The organism is Pseudoalteromonas sp. Hal040 (assembly GCF_037162425.1).
Classification (GTDB): Bacteria; Pseudomonadota; Gammaproteobacteria; order Enterobacterales; family Alteromonadaceae; genus Pseudoalteromonas; species Pseudoalteromonas gelatinilytica.
In genome coordinates this window covers 561,331-582,617 of record NZ_JARLUU010000002.1, presented here as the reverse complement: position 1 = coordinate 582,617, position 21,287 = coordinate 561,331, and the positions used below count along the sequence as shown (strand labels likewise).

Annotated in this window: 17 protein-coding genes; 15 read left to right on the top strand and 2 right to left on the bottom strand. The window is 42.0% G+C overall.

Features of this window, described 5'->3' with window-relative positions; translation table 11 throughout:
* Positions 1–5: 5 nt before the first annotated feature.
* The 11 genes from tssH (at position 6) to P4S60_RS20150 (ending at position 15,457) form a co-directional block, all read left to right on the top strand.
* The gene (gene tssH / locus P4S60_RS20200; RefSeq protein WP_337117276.1) at positions 6–2,744 is read left to right on the top strand and encodes a type VI secretion system ATPase TssH; all 2,739 of its coding nucleotides are present in this window, start codon (positions 6–8) and stop codon (positions 2,742–2,744) included.
* A 21-nt stretch (positions 2,745–2,765) separates the two neighbouring features.
* Complete coding sequence (locus P4S60_RS20195; RefSeq protein WP_337117275.1) at positions 2,766–4,787, top strand: type VI secretion system Vgr family protein; 2,022 nt, start codon at positions 2,766–2,768, stop codon at positions 4,785–4,787.
* Positions 4,788–4,802: 15 nt separating this feature from the next.
* Positions 4,803–5,219 (top strand): hypothetical protein, encoded by a 417-nt coding sequence (locus P4S60_RS20190; protein WP_055197332.1) that lies wholly within the window; start codon positions 4,803–4,805, stop codon positions 5,217–5,219.
* On the top strand, positions 5,146–6,378 hold the full coding sequence (locus P4S60_RS20185; RefSeq protein WP_337117274.1) for a hypothetical protein: 1,233 nt from the start codon (positions 5,146–5,148) through the stop codon (positions 6,376–6,378). Before P4S60_RS20190 ends, P4S60_RS20185 begins: the two co-directional genes overlap by 74 nt.
* A complete protein-coding gene (locus P4S60_RS20180; RefSeq protein WP_337117272.1) occupies positions 6,368–7,399 on the top strand; it encodes a DUF2169 family type VI secretion system accessory protein in 1,032 nt (343 codons plus the stop codon). The genes P4S60_RS20185 and P4S60_RS20180 overlap by 11 nt, the downstream gene beginning before the upstream one ends.
* The gene (locus P4S60_RS20175; protein WP_337117271.1) at positions 7,389–8,297 is read left to right on the top strand and encodes a hypothetical protein; all 909 of its coding nucleotides are present in this window, start codon (positions 7,389–7,391) and stop codon (positions 8,295–8,297) included. Before P4S60_RS20180 ends, P4S60_RS20175 begins: the two co-directional genes overlap by 11 nt.
* The gene (locus P4S60_RS20170; protein ID WP_337117270.1) at positions 8,285–9,358 is read left to right on the top strand and encodes a DUF4150 domain-containing protein; all 1,074 of its coding nucleotides are present in this window, start codon (positions 8,285–8,287) and stop codon (positions 9,356–9,358) included. Before P4S60_RS20175 ends, P4S60_RS20170 begins: the two co-directional genes overlap by 13 nt.
* Positions 9,359–9,360: 2 nt before the next feature.
* Positions 9,361–12,642: a hypothetical protein gene (locus P4S60_RS20165; RefSeq protein WP_337117269.1), complete on the top strand. Its 3,282-nt coding sequence runs from the start codon at positions 9,361–9,363 to the stop codon at positions 12,640–12,642.
* A gap of 248 nt (positions 12,643–12,890) precedes the next feature.
* Positions 12,891–13,697: a hypothetical protein gene (locus P4S60_RS20160; RefSeq protein WP_337117268.1), complete on the top strand. Its 807-nt coding sequence runs from the start codon at positions 12,891–12,893 to the stop codon at positions 13,695–13,697.
* A gap of 51 nt (positions 13,698–13,748) precedes the next feature.
* Complete coding sequence (locus tag P4S60_RS20155; RefSeq protein WP_337117267.1) at positions 13,749–14,945, top strand: hypothetical protein; 1,197 nt, start codon at positions 13,749–13,751, stop codon at positions 14,943–14,945.
* 65 nt (positions 14,946–15,010) lie between these two features.
* A complete protein-coding gene (locus P4S60_RS20150; RefSeq protein ID WP_337117266.1) occupies positions 15,011–15,457 on the top strand; it encodes a DUF6795 domain-containing protein in 447 nt (148 codons plus the stop codon).
* Here the strand turns inward: P4S60_RS20150 and soxR are convergent.
* A complete protein-coding gene (gene soxR, locus P4S60_RS20145) occupies positions 15,454–15,909 on the bottom strand; it encodes a redox-sensitive transcriptional activator SoxR (protein ID WP_337117265.1) in 456 nt (151 codons plus the stop codon). The genes P4S60_RS20150 and soxR overlap by 4 nt on opposite strands.
* A 76-nt stretch (positions 15,910–15,985) precedes the next feature.
* Between soxR and P4S60_RS20140 the strand changes: the two genes are divergently transcribed.
* The 3 genes from P4S60_RS20140 to P4S60_RS20130 are packed head-to-tail and all read left to right on the top strand — an operon-like array spanning position 15,986 to position 17,646.
* Positions 15,986–16,450: a flavodoxin family protein gene (locus tag P4S60_RS20140; protein WP_239963268.1), complete on the top strand. Its 465-nt coding sequence runs from the start codon at positions 15,986–15,988 to the stop codon at positions 16,448–16,450.
* A gap of 48 nt (positions 16,451–16,498) precedes the next feature.
* Positions 16,499–17,023 carry a DsrE family protein gene (locus tag P4S60_RS20135; protein WP_138624998.1) on the top strand — a complete coding sequence of 175 codons (525 nt, stop codon included), beginning with the start codon at positions 16,499–16,501 and terminating at the stop codon, positions 17,021–17,023.
* Positions 17,023–17,646: an SGNH/GDSL hydrolase family protein gene (locus P4S60_RS20130; protein WP_337117264.1), complete on the top strand. Its 624-nt coding sequence runs from the start codon at positions 17,023–17,025 to the stop codon at positions 17,644–17,646. Before P4S60_RS20135 ends, P4S60_RS20130 begins: the two co-directional genes overlap by 1 nt.
* A 53-nt stretch (positions 17,647–17,699) precedes the next feature.
* Here P4S60_RS20130 and P4S60_RS20125 read toward each other — a convergent pair whose 3' ends face one another.
* Positions 17,700–19,958 (bottom strand): TonB-dependent receptor, encoded by a 2,259-nt coding sequence (locus P4S60_RS20125; protein WP_337117263.1) that lies wholly within the window; start codon positions 19,956–19,958, stop codon positions 17,700–17,702.
* Between the two features lie 262 nt (positions 19,959–20,220).
* On the opposite strand from P4S60_RS20125, the gene P4S60_RS20120 reads away from it, so the two are divergent.
* Positions 20,221–21,228 carry a LacI family DNA-binding transcriptional regulator gene (locus P4S60_RS20120; RefSeq protein WP_337117262.1) on the top strand — a complete coding sequence of 336 codons (1,008 nt, stop codon included), beginning with the start codon at positions 20,221–20,223 and terminating at the stop codon, positions 21,226–21,228.
* Positions 21,229–21,287: the final 59 nt, after the last annotated feature.

Sequence of the window (21,287 nt, the reverse complement as noted above, 5' to 3'; positions counted from 1 at the left end):
ACAACATGGATGCAAAAGGCATAAAGCAGCTTATCGACAAACTAAATGGCCATACTGCAACAGCACTTGAGTCAGCGGCAGGGTTTGCAAGCAGTCGTAGTCATTATGAAGTGTTACCTGAACATTTATTAATTAAGTTGATGGAAGAAGGTAGTAACGGCGATTTAGAGCATATTTTTCACTTTTTTAATATTAATCAAGACGCAGTGTGGCATGAGCTGCTCGACTTTTTAAACCGCCAACCTGCGGGTAACCAGAGTAAGCCTGTTTTTTCTCGTCGACTTTATGAGTGGCTTGAGCGAGCTTGGTTAAGTGCAAATGTACAGCACAAAAGTGACTGGATCACCGGCGTCGCGTTGATTGATGCCTTAACTGAGTTATTGCCATACAGCCCTGTGCTGCAATTGCCTGCGTTACTTGAAAAAATTGACGCCCGTTTTATGGCTGAAAACCTCGATAAGCTTTGCCAAAACTCAAGTGAGCGATTAAATCCACAGGCAAAACAAAGTGCTCAGCATACTGCTACTGAGCAGCAAAGTGGTCAAGGTGGTGCCCTTGATGAGTATTGTGAAGACCTTACCGAGAAAGCGAAACAAGGCAAAATTGACCCAGTGCTTGGTCGCAATGACGAAATTCGCATGATGGTTGATGTGCTTTGTCGTCGTCGTAAGAACAACCCAATTTTAGTGGGTGAGCCAGGGGTCGGTAAAACAGCGGTAGTTGAAGGATTTGCTCAGCGTATTGTTGATGGTCAGGTTCCTGATGATCTTAAAGGTGTACGATTACTGGTGTTAGATATGGGCCTATTGCAAGCCGGTGCAGGGGTTAAAGGTGAATTTGAACGCCGTTTAAAAACAGTGATCGATGAAGTAAAAAACTCAACCACCCCTATCATCATGTTTATTGATGAAGCCCACACATTAATTGGTGCTGGTGGCGATGCTGGTATGAGTGATGCGGCTAACTTGCTAAAGCCTGCGCTTGCCCGAGGTGAGTTACGCACAGTCGCTGCAACCACGTGGAGTGAATACAAAAAATACTTTGAGCGAGATGCTGCACTTGAGCGCCGTTTTCAACTTATTAAAGTAGATGAGCCAACGGAGCAAGCAGCTCAGCTAATGTTAGCGGGTTTGAAAGATAAGTATCAACAACATCACAACATTCAAATAACTGATGATGCTATAGAAGCTGCAGTGGTCTTGTCGTCACGTTATATCACGGGTCGTCAACTACCAGATAAAGCCATTGATGTGCTAGATACCGTCGCGGCAAGAGTTCGAATGTCGTTTGCGACCGATCCTGCAGCCATTGAAGCTGAGCGTGAGCACATTAATTACCTTGAAACACGTATCCAAAGCATTGCAGCAGAAAGCGAGCAAGGTTTGGCGGTTGATATGGACAAATTGCTGCACTTACAACAAGAACTAAATGCAGCGCAGAGCAACTTAGCAACATTGACGAGCGCGCGTGAGTCACAAATTTCGACATTAGGTCAAATCAATGAGTTTAAGCAAGCTAATTCGCAAAATGAATTAGATAGCTCTGTGTTACTTAACTTACGACAAACGCTAAAAGAGCAGAACACCCAAGATAATGGCCTTTACAGTGAAGTCGATGCTGATGCCGTTGCGCAAATTATTTCGCAATGGACAGGCGTACCTGTTGGCGCGATGGTGAAAGACCAAATAACCAATTTGATTACCCTTGAAAAAGCCATAAGCCAAGAAGTGATCGGTCAGCAGTCAGGCATTGCGAAAATTGCCCAAACGTTGCGCGTAAGTAAGGCAGGTATAAGCAATGAGTATGGGCCGCTTGGCGTGTTTTTATTAGCTGGCCCTTCTGGGGTGGGTAAAACCGAAACAGCACGATGTTTAGCTAAGCAATTATTTGGTGGTGAAAAGTTTTTAACCACCATAAACATGAGCGAGTATCAAGAAGCGCATACAGTATCGCAGCTTAAGGGTTCGCCACCGGGATACGTTGGCTACGGCGAAGGCGGGGTATTAACAGAGGCTGTTAGGCAGCGTCCGTACTCGGTGATTTTACTCGATGAAGTAGAAAAAGCGCATAAAGATGTACTAAACATGTTCTATCAAGTTTTTGAGCGCGGCAGTATGCGCGATGGCGAAGGTCGCGAAATCGATTTTAAAAATACCGTGATCATCATGACCTCAAACTTAGGATCTGCAGAGCTTATTGATGCTTGCACGCCACCTAATGTCATTGATTTAACTGAACCGACTGACGATGAACATGCCGACATTGAAAATCAAGACCAAATCAATGCAGCATTGAATAATGAACAAGCCCCTTTAAATGAAGACGGCAGCCCATGGCAAGTTCCTTCAATTACAGCACTAACAGAGCTAATTAAGCCGCAGTTACTGCAATTTTTTGCCCCGGCACTTTTAGCGCGTATGCAAGTTATTCCTTATTTAGCGCTCGATAAAGAGGCACTGCAATCTATTGTCAGTTTGAAACTAGACGGTATTGCCAAGCGTTTAGCGAATAATCACAAAATGCAGCTACGTGTTGATGAAACCGTACTTAACAAACTGACCGAACAGTGCCAGTTATCAGACAGTGGTGCGCGCATGGTAAATGCAGTGATAGAGCAGCAAATATTGCCAGGCATTGCGAAATCAATTTTAGAGTTTATGGCAGAGGATGACATGCCAGATATTCTCACTCTAGCTGTTGATGAGAATGATGAAATTACCGCAACCTTTGCGGACCAAGCATAAAGGATTTGAACAATGGGATTCATGGATAGCCTAAATGAACTAAAAGCCAACACCAGTCATTTTAGTGTCAGCGTGCAAGGGTTACCGGATGGCATGGTTTCGGTGACCGATTTTGAATCAAGCAATGACAGCCTATGTGAAGACTTTGCTTTTTCTATTCAAGTGTTAAGTCAAGAGCACCTCAGTGCCGAGATGCTGTTAGGTAAAGATGCCAAGCTCAATTTAGTGTGGTCAATGAGCGACCGCACGATTTCTGGGATCATCAGTGCTTTTACTGCACATGGGCAAAACCATCAGGGTTATCACTATACGCTGACCATGAGTTCTTATTTAACCTTGTTGAAGCACCAACACTCTAACCGTGTTTTCACCATGATGGATCCAGCTGCCATAGTAAAAAGCGTATTTACTAAAGCTGGTTTTCCAATGCAAAAGTTTAGTATTCAAGCGTCGGGTCCAACCCTTGAAATGACGGTTCAATACAACGAAACAGACTATGAGTTTGTTACACGTTTGATGCGTAAGTATGGCTTTGTGTATGGTTTTGTAGAACAAACAGGGGGTGATTGCACCTTCAAAGTATGTAATAGCAGTAAAGACTTTTCGTCTTTATGTGATGATGTAAGCCTGAGCTATGTGCCGCCATCAGGGCAAGTTCGAAATAGCGAAACCATTTTTGCAATAAGCCGTAAAGCACAGCTGCATCCACAAAGTGTGTCGCTCAATGATTACAACTACAAAGCCCAAGGTAACTTAAATGTGTCGACCGCAAATAATACCAGTTACCCAGGGTTTGGTGATGATAGTCATTATGCAGATAACTTTCCTAATGCCAATATAGGTAATTCGCTGGCTAAAGTACGTCAACAAGCCTTTGATTGTCAGCGTGAACAATTAATTATTGATACTGATTGCCGTGCCTTAAGACCCGGTATGTTGTTGACAGTGTATGATCACCCTGATCATAAAGGGCTGTATTTAATTACGCGTGTTGATCACAAAGGCAGTCAATCTGCAGCAGTAGAGTATGGCTCGCAAGTTAAAGGGTTAACCTATAAAAACCAAGCTTATTTATTGCCTGCATCCGTTGAGTTTAGAGCAGAGCTGTCTCCTGCTCGTCGTGTCTTTGCAACATTTAATGCCACCATTGAGCAAGAGGTTGACGACGATGGCAACTACTTAGTGCGCTTACCGTTTAACCAAGACGGTGAAGGCCAAGAAAGCCGCCCAACGCGCTTACTACAGCAGTATGGTGGCAGTGGTCATGGTATGCATTTTCCGTTAACGACGGGCACCGAAGTGTTAGTAACCGGTGAAAATGGCGACTTAGATAGGCCGATTATTTTAGGAGCGCTTTATAATCAGAGCTGCCCGAACCCGGTTACCAGCCAAAATCCGACAGAGAATAAGCTTGTCACCCGTGCTGGGCATAGCTTGATCATGGATGACAAAAGCGGTGAAGAAAAAATTAGCCTTGCAAATAAAGAAAATAAAAACCAATTGTTGTTAGATGCCACCGAGAATGCCCATCAAGCAACACTCAAATCAGTGGAAGGTGACGTCAAAATTTCAGCCAAAGAGAACCTACAATTTGTTGCTGAGAATGACGCCATTTTTACCGCTGCCAACGATTTTACTAATCGTGTTGAAAACACCCTACAAGTTCAAACACGCGAGGGTGATATTAAGGTAACGGCTGCGGCTGACTTAACATTAAAGTCTGATGCCGATACCCGTATCGAAGCGACTGATGGCAGTAGCGAACTTAAAGCAGCGCAAGAGCTTAACTTGCAAAGTGAGCAAGATTTTAGTGTCTACTCGGTCGATGGCAACCTTGAATTTCAAGCGCCAAATGGTGATTTGAACCTCTCAAGCGGGGCAAATATTACCATTAAAGGCGAAGGTCGAGGTTCGATCCAGCTCAGCCAAGGTGGTGCAAGTGTAGAGATTGATGCCGCGGGTAATTTAACTATCGATGCCACCAATATCACTCTATCGGCTAGAAACATTGCTATTAAAGGCAATGCAATAAGTAATAACTAATTTCAAGGACTGAAAATGACAGCCACAGTAACTCAGTTATTTGATCAGCAACAAAGCCTCGCAGAGGTCAGTGAAGTGTCACCTCAGGGTAAAGCTTTGAGCGTGGTTATTAATCACATTCGTTACGATGTTGCTTTACAAGCTGCCCACGTATCGTGTTGCAAAATAGGTAGCCAAGTTGTGGTGCTACACAGTGAGCAAGGTGTGATTGTAACGGCACTTTTAGCCGCACCTGAACAATCTCCGGCGGCTCACATTAGCAACGAAGCAGGGCATATTATTATTGCCGCAGAGCAAAGCGTTAGCTTGCAAACCGCAAAGGGCAGCATCGAAGTATTTGCCGATGGCACTATCGTGCTTGAAGGCGAAGATATTACTGCAAATAGCCAACAAGACCTTACCTTGGCAGGTTGGCCGATTAGGCTTAATTAATATGTTTGCAGCGGTTTCTAAGTTAAAACAGCATCAACAGCGTGTTACTACCTTAATGGCGCACCGTGAAAAGCTACTTGCGTCAGGGGCGTATAGTCTTGCAAGGCAAAAAGTGTTAGAGCATCAAGTGCTTAATCATCTTTATGTGCTGGCATCGCTTAAGCAGCAGTCACCGTGCGACTACTTCAATGGGAACAGCTTTAATGACCTTGCTGAACTTAGCTGTGATGGTTTTTGTGAGATCGCGTTAGCGAGCGACCAGCACGCCATTTTTGCGCTTTGTGCAACGCGTTTAATGGCTGCACCAGAGCAAGACAACAGAGACTATTTTTTAGCGCTTAAAAAGCAGCAAGCTCTGCCTGTTTATACTTTGTTATCGCAGCAACTTAAGTATTGGACTATCCCAGAACAAAAAGCACTCAGAGCCACAGTGCTAGAGGGTAAAGAGTCATTACCGCAGCAGCTTAAAACTATTTTGTTTTCGCAGCCTTTAAATGATGCTGAGTTACAACAAGCACTCGCTCATACTGATTTTACTTTGGTATATGCCGCTTTAGTCAATTGCTATTGCCAAGGCGATAACAGCCTTAGTGATAAGTTGTTTAAAGTGTTCTCTAGTACCAGTGAGCCAGCACATAAAGCGCAGTTATTACAGTTAGCGGGGCTGGTTAACGATAGTCGCTGGCATGAGCCTTGCGCTTTATTTTGTAAAGCTCACCCTGAATTTTGCCAAACCGTATTAAGCCACTTTGTGTATAAACCAGCACTGGTATTGGTGATAGAGCTTATGGGTGTTGCGCATACGCAGCAAGCGGCTTATCAAGCTTGGCTAACGTTAACAGATAGACCACTTGCAAAGGCTGAAGCATTAACGCTTGTAAGCTCGCAAAATCAGCATCATGTGCAAGCCGGTATAAACTTGCATGATGCAGAGCATGTTAGGCAGGCACTGGCTTTAAGCAAAGGAGAGTGTGTTCTAAAAGGCGTGAGTTTTACAAAAGCGCAGCCAGAGCAAGGCTTAGCAGAATTTGCCGGCGAGATTGTACAGCGAGTATTTGCCCCTCAGTTTGAATTAACACTGGCCTGTGGCCTTTATCATACTCAGCAAACAGCAGTTCAGTGGCAAAAGTTAACAGCAGGAGCACAACATGCTGCATAACTTTACTCCTTGGCAAGCAAGCGTGTTCGAAGGTTGGCAAGCAGATGGCACTGCGTCTCATGTTGTTTTGGTAAAACAAAGCTTTGAGTTTGATGAAAAAGGCAATACCAGCTTAATGGAACCGTGTATTGAAATCGTCATGGCAGACGAATATAGCGGTGATCCGACTAGCGAGCCGCTGGTGGCAGTGAATGAACAAGTGGCATTTAAGCAAGGTTTCGAAGTGTATGGCAACTTTACTGCGTACCCGCCAAAGGGCAAAACTGCGCGTGTTATTGAGGTTGAGCTAGGTTTAACTGCAAACGACACACCGATAATTAAAAAGCGATTACGCCTTACTGGCGAACGTAAATGGCGCCGTTCATTGCTTGGCCCTGTGGCTACGGATCCTACCCCAATTACGCCAACAGCTGTTTGCTATAGCCGTGCGTTTGGGGGCAAAGCACATCATGAACAAAGCGATTACAGCCTCGAAAATCCTATAGGTGTTGGCTTTAAACTGAAAAACAAGCACGCAGTAGGGCAGCCTTTACCTGCGATAGAGTATGCCAACGAGGTATTAAGAAAACCAAGCCATCAAGTAAGCGTTGCTGGCTTTTCGGCAATTCCGAGTCATTGGTCACCGCGTATAGAGTTAATGCCAGAGATTGACGAACAAGCACTTATGGCTGGTAAGTACCCGTTCAAAACGTCATTGGCTAGCAACTTTTACAATACAGCCCCGACAGATCAACAAACAAAGCAATTGTTTACAAAAGGCTGGGCGTTTTCGTTAAGCGGATTATATCCATTACAAGAATATGGGCAGCAACAAACTGTAGAGCTTCCTGTGCTTAAGCCACTAGTACAAGTGGTTAATACGTTAACGAGGCATGATATCGACATGCACTGCGATACCTTAGTGATTGATTCGGACGCACAGTGCTTTTCGCTGTTATGGCGCGGGCATATCAACAGCGACAACGTGGCAAGTAGCAGCAATATAATTGTTGCTGAGCAAGGAGGTAAAGATGCAGTTTGATACTCTTTATCATGTTAATGCCGCTGGGTGCTATACCGAAAGCTTTTATACTTCAGTGGCAAACCAAATGTTGTATTCAAAGCCAAGCAAAGCGCTGATCCGTCGCGATATTAGTTTAGATGCCCCTTATGTATTTGTAGAACTGACTGAGCTTGCTGGGTTTGATAGGCAAACTCGTTGCTTACTAATTTTGTCTCATATTATTGAAAATATTGAGTTAAAAAAACTTTGTTGTTCATTTAGGGTCAAGAAAGTTCAGTTTATATTACCGCACGGCAGTAATGGCGAGCCGCTGATTGATGATGACACATTAAGTGAATTATTGACTGACGCAATGCCTGAGCAAACACCAGCCTTTGAGCAGGTAAGTGATTGGCAGCTCGAAGCAACCGACCTCGATACCCTCGTAGTTGCCGTTGATTCGTGTAATGGTTTTGAATACGTGTCTGAGCAAGCTAAACAACACACAGTACAAGTTGTAAATGGCCCTAGCGGCGTAATTAATGGCGAAGGTGGCTATGCGTTATTGGTACACAGACAAGGTTGTTTTAAAGCCACGACTTTTGATGAGTCAATGCCTACTCAGCTTCAAAGCGCAAACATACAGGTTAGTGACTCCTTTATTTTTGCTGGCATGCAGTCGTATGAATGGCAAAAACAGTGGTTTAGTTATACCCAAAAGCACTATAAAAATGATGACGAATTAATAGAGTTTGCCGAACTAAATACCGTAATAGGTTATCAAGGCGTGGCAAACCAATCTGCGGCATTTGCATTAGCTGGAAGCTATTTGCATAACCCGCTGATGGCTGACATTGAGCACGTATTTGTGGTGTTCAATCAGCCAAATGAACAGCTATTTAAGATTTCAAGGAGTGAAAGCGAATGTCATATATAAATGCCATGGCTGGCAAAGAATCAGGCAGCGTACAATACGACATAGACGCACTCACTGCTGACGTACGAAGCGGCGGCAGTGTTACATGGCGCCATAATAACCCGACATTACTTGGTCTAACCAATAGTGCACGCAGCAATGGTGCACTTGGCAAAGCCAATGGTATTGCCATTTTTTCGGACCGCTCTGAAGGCGAATCTGCTTTTTTAGATGAAATTGCCAGACCTAAGTACCGAGAGCATACACTTGGTGAATTGGTTAATCGATTTATTCCAGATTACATTATTCCGCCACCACAATGGGATAACGAGAAAAACCAGCCAATTCTGCCGTGGAACGAACCCCAGACCAATATGGACGTTAACAAACCAATCGATAACCCTCGTGCCTTTTTAGATTTAGTGTCGAATCATTTAGGTTGGCAAGCAGGTACAGAGCAGCAATTAGTTAAAGATACAGAATCAGAGGCACCGCAAACCGCAACAGTCTCTGGGCAAAATGTGCTTATTAATGGCCGTACCGCTGTGCATCAAGATAGCGGTGGTAAGCTAACAACAATCGATGTGTGCTTAACCACAATTGGCCCGAGTGTTGTGCCTATTCCCTACGTAAATAATGCTAAATCTTCTGATGTAACTGCGGTTGCAGGCTCAGTTAAAGTCAATGGCAAAGGCGCTGCCACAATTAAAAGTAACTTTTCAAAAAGTAAAGGCGATAAACCCGGTAATAAAAAAGGAATTGTTAGCGGAACGAACGACGGTAAAGCCGAATTTATCATGGGGTCATTTAACGTAATGATTGAAGGCAAGCCAGCGGCTCGCCAAGGCGACCCGATGATATCAAATAATAAAAATACCCCACCCATGCCTCTTATGCAGTCTGGCGGCCCCGCACCAAGGGGACTAAGAGTGCAAGTTAGGGATTTAGATACACAAAGTGAAGACCCAGTAGAAGCAGTTTATGACACCAAAGCTGCATCGAAGGAGTTATTTCTAGGTCAAGGTACATTTAACCTTTCACAAGGTGGTTTTCAGAAAAATAAAGTATTTGGTGAGGAGTAAGTATGTCTTCAATTCGTAATTATGCTGTTAATGTTCCAGATGCTGATACTCCTTGTTCACTCGATTTACATGTGCCAGCCTTATGCGGTGGAAATTTGCTAGTGCCATTTGGTGAAGCTGAAGTTCAAACCAAGAGTAATCCCAAAACATCTGACCAAATTCCACAAAGTTTAGTGATAACGCCACGTGTATTTATTGATCCCTCTTTAAATAAAAGTACAGCGGCAGAGCCTAGCTATATTGAGCAGCCTGAAAATTTTGTCGAAAATACAGCATGTGGTTATATATACCTATTTGTTGATGGTTTTTTGTGGCGAGAATATGCGGCACTTGGCTTTAATGGCTACAGTGAAATTGACTTAACGAAAGAGCATAGTTTAGATATTCGGGGTTATTCAGGAGCTCATGTTAAGAACATTATAATCCCAACGGCAGCTAAAAATTTATACAATGGCAGTTCTCTTAATAAAACAAAAGTAGAAATAGCCTTTTCAAGAATTCAATGGTCTTGGGATTATATTTGCACTTTAGGCGGCATGTTTGAAAGTGATAAACGATTATCAATTAAACCGCAGTTAAAAAAATGTCCGGATCGTGCGAAAGCTGATGCGTTTAGGTCTCAAAGGTGTACTTTGCTTGACTTTACACAAGGAACACCTTCAATTCTTGACGCTGATGGAAATGTGTATCTACATGACAAGCTTGGGATTGCCCATCGTTTGTTTTTGCAAATGGAAATGGCCAAAATAGCCATGCAATTTGATTATAACAAATTAAAGTCAAAACCTTTTTATGACTCGGCGATTCTTGCTTATCAGTTGTATTTAAATGAAAAACTACATAAAAAAATATCAAAGTTTGCAGGCCCAGCAGCAGGGAATGTGGAGGTTCATGAAGATAGGAGTCTAGAAGCTGGATCACTGCGTGATGTAGCAAAGCACCTTGACGAAAAAGAGATAGAAAAGTGGCTTATTTCAGACGCTGCAATTAGTGCGTTAGAAACCTATTTAGACCGTCGAGAGCAGCTTACAGATTTCTTTCAGGATAAGTCGGAAAGCGAATCGCTTCAAACAATATGTAGCAACCAAAATATATCACCCTTACCGAGTTGGAGCGCAGTAACGAGAGATTTAACATGCTTAAATGAAAATGCTTACGGGGCCGCTATAAGTACGCTATACCAGTATTTGAATGCAACCATTGAACGTACCGCTGAATTGCCTATTTTTATTAAACCCATTACGGATGCTGCAAAAAAAGCCGAACTAAAACGTCGTTTAGCCGAAGCAGAAAACGAAGGGAAAGCACTGGCTAAAAACCTATGCAATAGCGCAGAAAGCTTTGTAAGAAAGCAACTAAGTGCTAAAGAAAATGCCTATGGCAAAGACTTTAATAACGCGCAATATGCGAGCGTTGTTGATGATAAATCACAAGAGCCAGGTACATTTGACCCCGATAAATGGCAAGCTTATTTCGATAAGATAAGTCATGCGGGGCACAATTTAGGCAATACTGAAACCTTAATAGCGATTGCACTAAAAACATCAGATAAAGTATTAACAGAGCTTATAAAGTATTGGAAGCGAGCGTTTGACCCAGTCAACAACCCCGATATTTCTACATTACAAATAACCGTTGTTGGCGCAAGTTTAAAAGCGTCAGGTATTGAACCTTACGGAAACATTAAAATACATGATTTTAATGGCGTACCAAAAGGGCATACGATTATTGGCGTTGATATAGTTGAAGCTGCATTATTCCAAAATCCAAAATTACGCAGAGCGAATAAAGCACTTGATAGAGTGATTTCAGCAGTTGAGAAAGGCAATCAACCTGACTCAAAAGACATCAAAATAATAGCGGGTAGTGTTCCTCGTGAGGTCACCGGAGGCAAAGGTGCTCATGGCACTGTTAAAATCACTGACCGCAAAACGGGTAAAACCATCGGTGTACAGGCATCAAAACATGCGGCGGCATTTATTCAAAAAGGACTAGACACCAAAAACTTCGCAAAAGATTTGTCGTCACTCACGTTTAAAGTGATGAGTATCCCGACTGATAAAGTGTCAAATAACTTGCTTGCTGCAAACTACAACAGCTTAAACCCTATTCAAAGTACGGCAATACGTTTACCTAAAACAGCACGCCTTATGGATACGTGGATAAAATCAAATCCAGGCACCTTCTTTTTGCTTGATTCACTTACAACAATAAATACCTATAAAGAATATAAAAAGAACTTTGAAGGCAAAGGTTTCTTTTATGAACTAGCAAAAAATATAGCGTCCATTTCTTCGGTTATTATTTCATCTGCCCAAGTATACGAGGCTTACTTTGATAGTCGTACAGCTATGTCAAATGCGATGTATACAGAGGCTGCAAAAAAGCTTGAGAATAAAGGTGGTTACACTAAAGGCACTGTGCTATTCACTAAGCTAAGGTCCGCAGCTGGCTTTGTAGGTGGGGTTACTTCTGGTTTATTAATATGGGATGCATACGATTTAAATAAAAAAGGGCAACATGGCGCGGCGCTTGCGAGTTTAATCGGCGGCGGCTTAGGCATTGCTAGTGCGCTTCATGGTGCTGTTTTTGTATCTATGGGGCCATTTGGTTGGGCGTTTTTGATTGGCAGTATAGTAAGCGGATTAATTGTGAGCTATTTAACCCTAACAGATGCAGAAACTTGGGCTAATTATGGGCCATTTTCTAAAGATTCATCACAGCGAATACAGCTAGACGAACAGTCATTAAAAGCCACTGTGCCAGCGAATAATAAATATGAATTATTTGCAGACCCAAAACTATATATGCGGTTTATTACCTCGGTGCTGTTTAGCCCACAAGTTGCGATTAAGCATCTCCAAGGCACTTATTATGTAATTGAGGTAAATTTACCGCTTTATAACAACCACAATAGCGATGTGTACCTAAATGTGGGTTTAAAACGTTTTGCCAGAGGGGCGCAATCACTGAATGTTGATATTAAACCTATCAACGTGCCCAAAAATGGCCAGCCTATTTTATCTCAGACTAAATGGGGGATTAAAGAAATAGCCTTATTGCAGCCGCTGCAATTTCAACGTAATGACAATGGGCAAATAATCAAAGCGGAGGCGTTTGGTATGTTTGATGATAACTATGTATTTAACGTCAGTGCTAAAGCGCGAGTTGATATTGAAGGCGTTTCTTACCCACAAAAACTTATTTCATATAAAACCATTGATGAAGAAAAAGCCAACCCTGAAAATGCCACAGATTGGCAAAATACAGTACTTCATCTTTAAGGATATTCATGTCAATTTCATATAAATTTGCAAAATTAAATGCAAGAGTGATAGAAAACTCGCAGAACTTTAAACACTATATAGAATCACACCTTTTTGAATATAAAGACATAATGGGATTTTCTATAGTAGACTTGTTAATTTTTAATAGAAAAGAAAATGGCAAAAATGTCCAACCTCAAAGCTTAGATAACAAAAGCCGCTACTTGGGTTTTCATAATGCTGGGGATTGGACGCTTGGGATTACATTGGGGTCTATTATCTTGGGAGCAACGGGTGGTATTGTCTCAATTATTTTTTTAGGGTGGTGTTATACTCAATTTACATCAAAACCAGAAGACTTCCCATTTTGGTTTATGTTACCTGCAATCGGTTTTAATCTTTTCTTCTTAAACTTTAGACCTATTTTAGCGCGTTACATTTTACCTCGGCGTGAGGTGTATTTTGATCGCTTAAATCAAACGGTGAGTTTTACCTGGTCGGTTGATAATGCGCAAAAGAATGAGCATGGCCATGCGACCTTTCCGTTTTCAGAGATAGAAGCGTTTTATGCTAAAGCCAACCATTCACAAGGACATGGTGTTACTCATGCGATGTATGTGGCTCATAAAGATTACAGCAACCATGCAGGTGCATTCAGTGAAATTCGCGTTAAAGACAACCCACAAAACCCAAACTATTGCCGCTATACATGGGAGCGCGTGGTGCGTTTTATGGATTTAAGCAAACCATTAGTGGACTCACCCGAAATAGAGCCGTTTCGTCATTTAGACCCAGTAACCCGCGATTTTGATAAACAGAACAACCGCCCAGAAAAGTATTGGCGTTTAATGAGTTACAAACAAATGCAGCAAATAGAAGAACAACTTGATAACGATATTTATCGCTTTAACTTTGATGGCGCAATAACCAACCCTAAACGCTGGGCAAACGAAGAAATCACCAAGCCATGGGAAAAATGGCCAATTGACGAAAGCTTAAATCAGCCTGATACAACGCCTTATTGGAAGCGATTAACAAAAACATTGTTAAGACAAATAGCAGTGGGTGTTTGAGGTTTAAAAAGTTTAAAATGGAATGGTTAAAAACAAGGAATGTAGAGAGCTATGACTAGTGATGATAAAAGCTCAGTAAAATCAAGCAATCTGGATGATTTAATTGATAACCTTATTAGTGATGAGGAGCTTGAGCGCTATATTGCTGAACAAAACGACGGTTTAACTCGTGAAGAAAGAGAAAAAATTAAAAGAGAAAATCGTATTAACGCAATTAACCAGTGGTGCGCCGAAAACCCTGGCAGAGACCCAACAAGAGCAAAAGATAAAACCATTAAACAGCTCGCCTTAGATGAAGATGCGGTGGTTCGGAGAGAGGAGTTTCGGAGGGATAACCCTGAAAAAGCGGCTGAAATAAGAAAGCGTACTAGAAACGAAAGTAAATACCGTAAGGATAGACAAACCTATAATGAGCAACTGCCAAGAGACTATTTACATCAAGACAGTTATGAAACGCGATTAAAAAAAGCAGAAGCACTTAATGGCTGTAGTTTCAAAACTCGTACCTTTAAAAGTAAGCGTTTTACTGATCAATATGCAGCAGAGCTTGAATCCCCTAATCGTGGCTCAACACTTGAGGGGCATTGGGTAGAGAATGATGGTAAGCAGTTGGCTATTTCATGGTTTGGAGGGTGGTCTAACTTATTTACAGCACTTGGCTTTTTCTTTGAAACACTCGCTTTTATGGTTTTCTTATTTCATGTATATGCGTTAATTGCGAATGGGTTTGAATACTTCTGGATAATGGCCTCAATCTATGTGACGCTCTTTGGTTTGGGTTATTTCACTTTAAAACACCGCGCTATATTAGCGCACCGAGATAATTTTTACTTTAATCGCCATACCGGCCTTGTAAAAACACCGCATACTTTATTTAGAAAACCGTTTTATTTACCTTACGAAGACATTGTTTGCTATGGCGCAAATGGGCGTAATGTCGGCTCAGCCCGTGGTGGTTCACGTGTATTTGTATCACTCATGGTGCCGTTAAAATACCCTAAACATTATCGCTTCACTAAGCCCACTTTTTATGTGGGTGGTTCAAACCGTGAATGGGATTCACTGGCATACGCCACAGCCATGACCTTTATGGATACATCCATCCCGCTTGGTACTCACTTATATCAATCGATAGAGCATTACTTCAAAATTGATAAAGATATAACAGAAAAGCACGGATTCCCTGAGGAGCTAAAACCTTATTTAGATCCAGTAGATTGCCAAGTAAATAGAGAAGCCGTGTGGTAGTGAACTTTGTTAGGTTAGCATTTATCGCTATTTTTCTTTTTACTTCAACTGAGGTATTCGCAGGCATGTTTGGTTTGTTCAATAAAAGTGATTTTTTGTTATCTGCTCCCGTTCAAGGGGTTTTACTAGATAATGGTAAGCCGGTGGCAAAGCAAAAAGTAACCCGTTCGCTTACTTATGGTAAGGAATATATTGATAAGACGATAACAGATGAGAATGGCCGCTTTCGTTTTGATGAAAAGCTAATAAGAACGGCCAAGCCGGCAAATATGTTTGATAATGACTCACTTATTCAACATATCTACCTTGAAAATGGCACTCCTGAAGGTATTGTGCTTTGGTATACAAGTATTTCAATTCATGAAAATAGTAATACCCTTAAAGGGTTGCTTGGTGAACTTGTTTGCGAGCTCTCAAAAAGACCACAAACAGTTGATATTCAGATAGAAGAGGCGCCTGAGCATACGTTTGCTATTTACGGTATGTGTGAGCTGAGCAAAGCTAACCTTTAATCTCTTTCTAACAGCACAGCGCCGCTGTGCTCTTCACCTAAATAATCATCTTTGTTGTAGATAGGGCATTTGGCCATTGATAAACAGCCGCAGCCAATGCAACCGTTAACGCGCTCGCGCAATCGTTGCATGTATTGAATTCGTTCATCTAATTGCGTTTGCCAGACTTTTGAAAGAGCTGCCCAATCTTGTTTAGTGGGTGTGCGTTGCTCGGGTAGGGTGCTTAACGTTTGTTTAATGTCTTCAAGAGTTATGCCCATGGTTTGAGCAGCTTTTATAACGGCAATTCGGCGTAATACATCGGGTTTATAGCGGCGCTGGTTACCGTTATTACGCCAGCTGCGAATAAGCCCTTTAGACTCATAAAAATGTAAGGTCGAAACTTTTACGCCACTGCGTTTTGCCACAAAGCCAATCGCTAGGTTTGCATCAATAAGTTTGTTTTCTGACATAATTTGCTCCAAGGTCTTGACCTAAAGTTAGCTTGAGGTTTTACGTCGCGCACATCATAAAAAAGGAGTGATAGTCATGCAACAAAAACCAATAACAAATACGGTAATTATTTATTCAAGTGCGCGAAAAAAGGGTAATACGAGTTTACAAGTTAATGATTATAAAGCGCAGTATGGCGGTGATGTGGTATGTCTAGATGATTATGTTATCTCGCCTTATTGCTACGATAAGCAATATAAAAATGATGACTTTTATGCGGTATTTGAAGCGCTGTTGAATTATCAACACTGGGTACTGGCATCACCTGTGTATTGGTATAACACCACACCGCAGTTTAAAGCATTTTTAGATCGGATCACTGATTACATGGATGATGAAACTCTCAGGCCAAAACTGAGAACACTGCGTGAAAAGCAGTTTTCATTGCTCTCAAATGCAGGATCTACTCACGCACCTAACGCGTTTATCGAGATGTTTAAAAACACCTTTAATTACTTAGGCATGACCTTTAAAGGGCACCAACATATTGATGCTAGTTAAACGCGCTTAAACAAGGTAGGCTAGAGTAAAGAATCAACAGGAACTTATATGAAATCAACACTGTTAGGTTTATCTTTAGCCTTATTATCTTCGTTTAGTCATGCAGAACAAGCTGAGCCTGCTATCAAAGGTTTTGGTTTTTATTATGATGTGCCAAACCATGCACCAATCTCTGATCAAACGGTTTTCAAAGTGGCATTTGATGTAGCTGATGCGGCAGAAAAAGGGGCGCAGAATAACAAAATGAACTCATTAGCACGGTTCATTAATATGCATATAGCCCATGGTGTGAAGCCTGAGAACATTCAACTTGCTTTAGTTGTGCATGGTGGCGCAAGTGTTGATGTACTGGAAAACAGTTTTTATAAACAGCGCTTTGACAGCGACAATAAAAATCAGCAATTGATCTCACAATTGTTGGCACATAACACCGTTGTGTATGTGTGTGGGCAGTCTGCAACGCACATGAAGGTAAAACAGCAGCAGCTTATTCCTGGTGTGCAAATGGCGTTATCGGCAATGACGGCGCATGCACAGTTGCAGCAGCAAGGTTACACACTGAATCCATTCTAATGAATATCTTATGTTTCGGTGATTCAAACACCTATGGTATTTCCCCCGTCGATGGTAAGCGCTTTGCTGCCGATGAGCGCTGGCCTAGTTTACTGGGTATTAAATTAGGTGCCGGTTACCAAGTTATTGAAGCCGGCCAACCTAACCGTACACTGGTGAACGACCCGCCTTTTAGTGGCGATAAACTGGGTATTAAATACTTAGAGCCTTACTTAGCGGCTTATCACTTAGATGTGATTGTTATTCAGCTCGGCACGAATGATCTAAAGCGCCGTTTTGCACTGTCGGTTGCTGATATTGCCAATGCCCTCGAAACACTCATTTTAGATATAAAAAACTATTATCTGCACCGCGAATTACCCAAAATAATGATACTAAGTCCGCCGGCGGTGTATGAAGTTGGCGCGTATCAATCTATATATGCAGGCGCGGCTGCTAAGTCTGATGAACTAGTCGCGGCTTTTTCTGAATTGTGCCAAGAACAGCAAACTTTGTTCTTGGATATCACAACAATCGCTACGCCTTGCCAGCAAGAAGGTGTGCATTTAATTCTTGAATCACATAAGTCTTTAGCAGAGCACTTACATTGCTTAATTGAAAAACAAAAAAGCCACAGGTTATAAAACACTGTGGCTTGGGTATTGATTCTTTCAATCAAGGGGTTTGGGAGAATCGCTTAAAACTCGTAGCTAATGCTTAAGCGTGTAGTACGAGGCATAATGTAACGACCATTCGGTGCATCAGCATTACGAGGGTCACCTTCAGTGATACCTTGCTCGTCAGTTAAGTTATCAACCGCTAATTGCACTTTAATACCTTCCATAGGCTCAACAATTAAACCAATGTCTACTTTTTCGTAACCTTCTAACACAACAGTGTTTTCGTTGTCGCCCCAACGATCATCAACCGCTGAGATTGTGCCGTATAAGGTTGCATACATATCGCTTACTTCAAAGTCATAGCTTGGTGTTACGCGTACTTGCCATTTTGGCTGACGTTGGCTTTCGTTACCTTCGTTGCTTGGGCTTTCTGTGATTTCTGTTTCTTGAAGCGTTGAGTTTAAGTTAACTGAGAAACCAGATTCGTGGTTGTAGTTATAATCAAGCTCAATACCGTATGCTTCGTTGGTTAAGATTTCAGCAGGTACACCTGGGCGACGAACAAAAGTGTCACCTTTTACTTCGTTAGTGAAGAATGTTGCATAGAAATCGGTGCTATCAGTTAATAGCTTATAACCAAACTCGGCTTGTGTTACTTCTTTAATTAGCTTTTCGCCACCTTCGTATGCGCTAAAGTTATCGCGGAAGTCGTCAAAGTAAGGCATTTTGTAACCACGGTTTACGCGGGCAAACACACCCATGTCATCGTTAATTGAGTAGTTGATACCCGTTGTCCACGATGTTTTGCTTTCGTCATATTGAACAGACTTGTCGATTACGCCATCAAGACCTTCATCAACCGAGTATTCCACTTCGTGGTTTTCAAAACGAACACCTGCATCAAGTGTAAAGTCATCGTTGAATTTATATTGGGCTGTTGTGTAAAAGGCATTGGTGCGTGCATCGCCTGTAGAGTTGATATCGTAGTTGAAGTCACAACCATCAACACTTGCATTACACTCGATGCCGTCTAGCATTTCGCCGCCTGCTTCAAGCACGTGATACGCTGTGTTACCTAAGCTCCACCAGTCATTTGCTGATGTGCTGGCTGTGTAATAACCAAAGGCCAGTGATAAGTTATCAAGCTTTTTAGCGAATGCTAAATCATTAGTGAATGCGCTAATTTCTTTTAATACCACCCAACGACCAAGTTGTTGAACCGCTGTGTCTGCATCGTATTCTGTGCCAGTTACTGCACCTGTTGCTGTTTCACCGTTATCAGCCACTGCACCAACGGTTGTTGCAGAGCCCGCAGGTACTAAGCCATACGTGTTTGCATCACCTTTGGTGATGTTGAAGCGATCTGTGAAGCTCCAACCGTTATCGAATTCAAGTTTGATGCTACCGCCAGAAACATGACCTTTCCAACCACGGCCTTCACCTAGGTCGATTTGCTGCTCGTCATTATTTGCACCAGTGTAAATAGTCGCTTGGCGATTTAAAGTACCTAGTTGCGTGTAGCTTGCATCAACACCGTCAACATTTAGTGGTGTTGGTAAGTACCATGCACCATGGTCGTCTGTTTGACGTGTGTATAAGTTAATGGTGCCGTTTTCTAATTCTTTAGTGATATTAATTGTGAACTGGCTGCCTTTTTCTGATGTGAATCCAGCATCACGAATACCTGGAGAGCTTTTAACATAACCACCCACCATGAAATATAAATCATCCGAAATCTCACCACTTACCATAGCGTCAATGCGTTGTAAGTCGTAATCTGAAGTTGTGTATTTGAATACACCTTCGGTATCTTCACTACCACGTTTAAGGCGGAAGTTAGTTGTTAAACCTGGTTGGCCATTTGATACAACAGGGTTTGGACCGCCGCGCAGTGCTTCCATCGTTTCGATTGTTTCATCTAAACGGAATAACGACGAGTTTTCTAAAAATGACAAAGTAGGCGCAGGGTAAATTGGCGAACCTTCAAGGCTTAATGTTAAGAATGGTGCATCACCACCACCAGGGAAACCACGTACAAATACGTTCGCGCCAGACTCACCACCCGAGCTTTCTACCCACACACCCGGTACGGCTTTGAATAAATCAGCGGTACTTTTTGGCGATAATTTAATGATTTGCTCTGCATCGATATTGGTTACGGCATAACCTGCATCAATTTTACGTACGCCAATACCCGCTGGTGTACCCGATACAATAATACGTTCAACTTTTTCTTTAGCTGGTTGATCAGTTTGCTCTTCGGCCATAACTGTTTGGCCACTTAAAGCTAGCAAAATTGCAGAAGCTAGCGCACTGCGTGTGTATGTAGTTGTCATTGTGTGTTCCCATTTTTTATGTTGTTGAAAGCAATGTATTAGCGAATATTTTGCAATTGTTAACACCTTGCTTTTATAAACCATAAAGATTTATGCAAACGTTTGCAATTTGTTTTTTCAATTTTTGTCCTTTTTTTACCCACAGGATGAGCTAGCCAGTTTTGCTTACTGAAAAAATATTATGCTCTTTGGCGCGCCGATTTGGTCGAAATGGTGGTATATTGCCAGCATATGTTTTAAAGGAAAGCAGTGTTTCAGTATCATGAACGATAGAAAATTAAAGTTAGCTGATCTTGCGAAATTAGCCGGTGTTTCTACGTCGACAGTTTCCCGTGCGCTCAATGATAACCCATTGATAAAACAGGAAACTCGCGACAAGCTTCAACAGTTAGCAAAAAAACATAACTTTAGTTTAAACACGGCTGCTAGCCGCCTTCGCACCCAAAAAACCAATGTTGTTGCGGTTATTATTAACCTCGATGGTGATACAGAACAGTCTATTAACGACCCTTTCTTACTTAAAATTGTTGGTGAAATAAATTTAGCGCTAAATAAATTTGGCTTAGAGTTATTACTTTCTAATTCGTTTATGGCCAGCGATGATTGGGCAAATTACTTTATTAATAGCCGCCGCGCCGATGGCATTATTGTGGTCGGCCAAGGTAAAAGCCAATCAAATATTGAAGCTGCAGCGAGTGCTGGTGTTCCTCTAGTTGTGTGGGGCGATCCAAAAACACCTAGCAATTACCCCATTGTAGGCAGTGATAATTACTTAGGTGGTCGGCTTGCAACTGAGCACTTATTGGCAAATGGCGCTAAAAATATTTTGTTTTTAGGTGACCCTGGGCACGCTGAAATTAGTGAACGCCACCGTGGTTATTTAGATGCTATTAATGAAGCCACAGCCACTCCTCACGTGGTTTCTATCGATATTACTAGTAGTGCTGCTTATAAAGGAATTAACCAATTGTTGGTAGAAAAAGGGCTGTGCTTTGATGGCATTATGGCATGTAGTGACATGGTGGCTTTTGGTGCGATGAAAGCCCTGAAAGAGCGTTACATTAGTATTCCAAACGACGTTGCCCTCGTGGGCTTTGATGATATTGCCATGGCAGATATCAGTCATCCTTCTTTGTCGAGTATTAAACAAAATACTCAACGCGCTTCAGTTATTCTTGTTGAAAAGTTGTTAGCCCAGTTAGCAGGGCAGTCGGTAGAATCTCAAGTTGTTGAAATAGAACTAGTAAATAGGCAGTCGAGCCAGCGCTAAGCCTATTAAATGTTAGCAATATGTGTAATTTTAAATGCAAACGTTTGCATTTTGTTTTG

Coding starts and splice junctions, on each gene's coding strand:
- tssH (WP_337117276.1), top strand. CDS start 6: ATGGATGCAAAAGGCATAAAGCAGCTTATCGACAAACTAAATGGCCAT.
- P4S60_RS20195 (WP_337117275.1), top strand. CDS start 2,766: ATGGATAGCCTAAATGAACTAAAAGCCAACACCAGTCATTTTAGTGTC.
- P4S60_RS20190 (WP_055197332.1), top strand. CDS start 4,803: ATGACAGCCACAGTAACTCAGTTATTTGATCAGCAACAAAGCCTCGCA.
- P4S60_RS20180 (WP_337117272.1), top strand. CDS start 6,368: ATGCTGCATAACTTTACTCCTTGGCAAGCAAGCGTGTTCGAAGGTTGG.
- P4S60_RS20175 (WP_337117271.1), top strand. CDS start 7,389: ATGCAGTTTGATACTCTTTATCATGTTAATGCCGCTGGGTGCTATACC.
- P4S60_RS20170 (WP_337117270.1), top strand. CDS start 8,285: ATGTCATATATAAATGCCATGGCTGGCAAAGAATCAGGCAGCGTACAA.
- P4S60_RS20165 (WP_337117269.1), top strand. CDS start 9,361: ATGTCTTCAATTCGTAATTATGCTGTTAATGTTCCAGATGCTGATACT.
- P4S60_RS20155 (WP_337117267.1), top strand. CDS start 13,749: ATGACTAGTGATGATAAAAGCTCAGTAAAATCAAGCAATCTGGATGAT.
- P4S60_RS20150 (WP_337117266.1), top strand. CDS start 15,011: ATGTTTGGTTTGTTCAATAAAAGTGATTTTTTGTTATCTGCTCCCGTT.
- soxR (WP_337117265.1), bottom strand. CDS start 15,909: ATGTCAGAAAACAAACTTATTGATGCAAACCTAGCGATTGGCTTTGTG.
- P4S60_RS20140 (WP_239963268.1), top strand. CDS start 15,986: ATGCAACAAAAACCAATAACAAATACGGTAATTATTTATTCAAGTGCG.
- P4S60_RS20135 (WP_138624998.1), top strand. CDS start 16,499: ATGAAATCAACACTGTTAGGTTTATCTTTAGCCTTATTATCTTCGTTT.
- P4S60_RS20130 (WP_337117264.1), top strand. CDS start 17,023: ATGAATATCTTATGTTTCGGTGATTCAAACACCTATGGTATTTCCCCC.
- P4S60_RS20125 (WP_337117263.1), bottom strand. CDS start 19,958: ATGACAACTACATACACACGCAGTGCGCTAGCTTCTGCAATTTTGCTA.
- P4S60_RS20120 (WP_337117262.1), top strand. CDS start 20,221: ATGAACGATAGAAAATTAAAGTTAGCTGATCTTGCGAAATTAGCCGGT.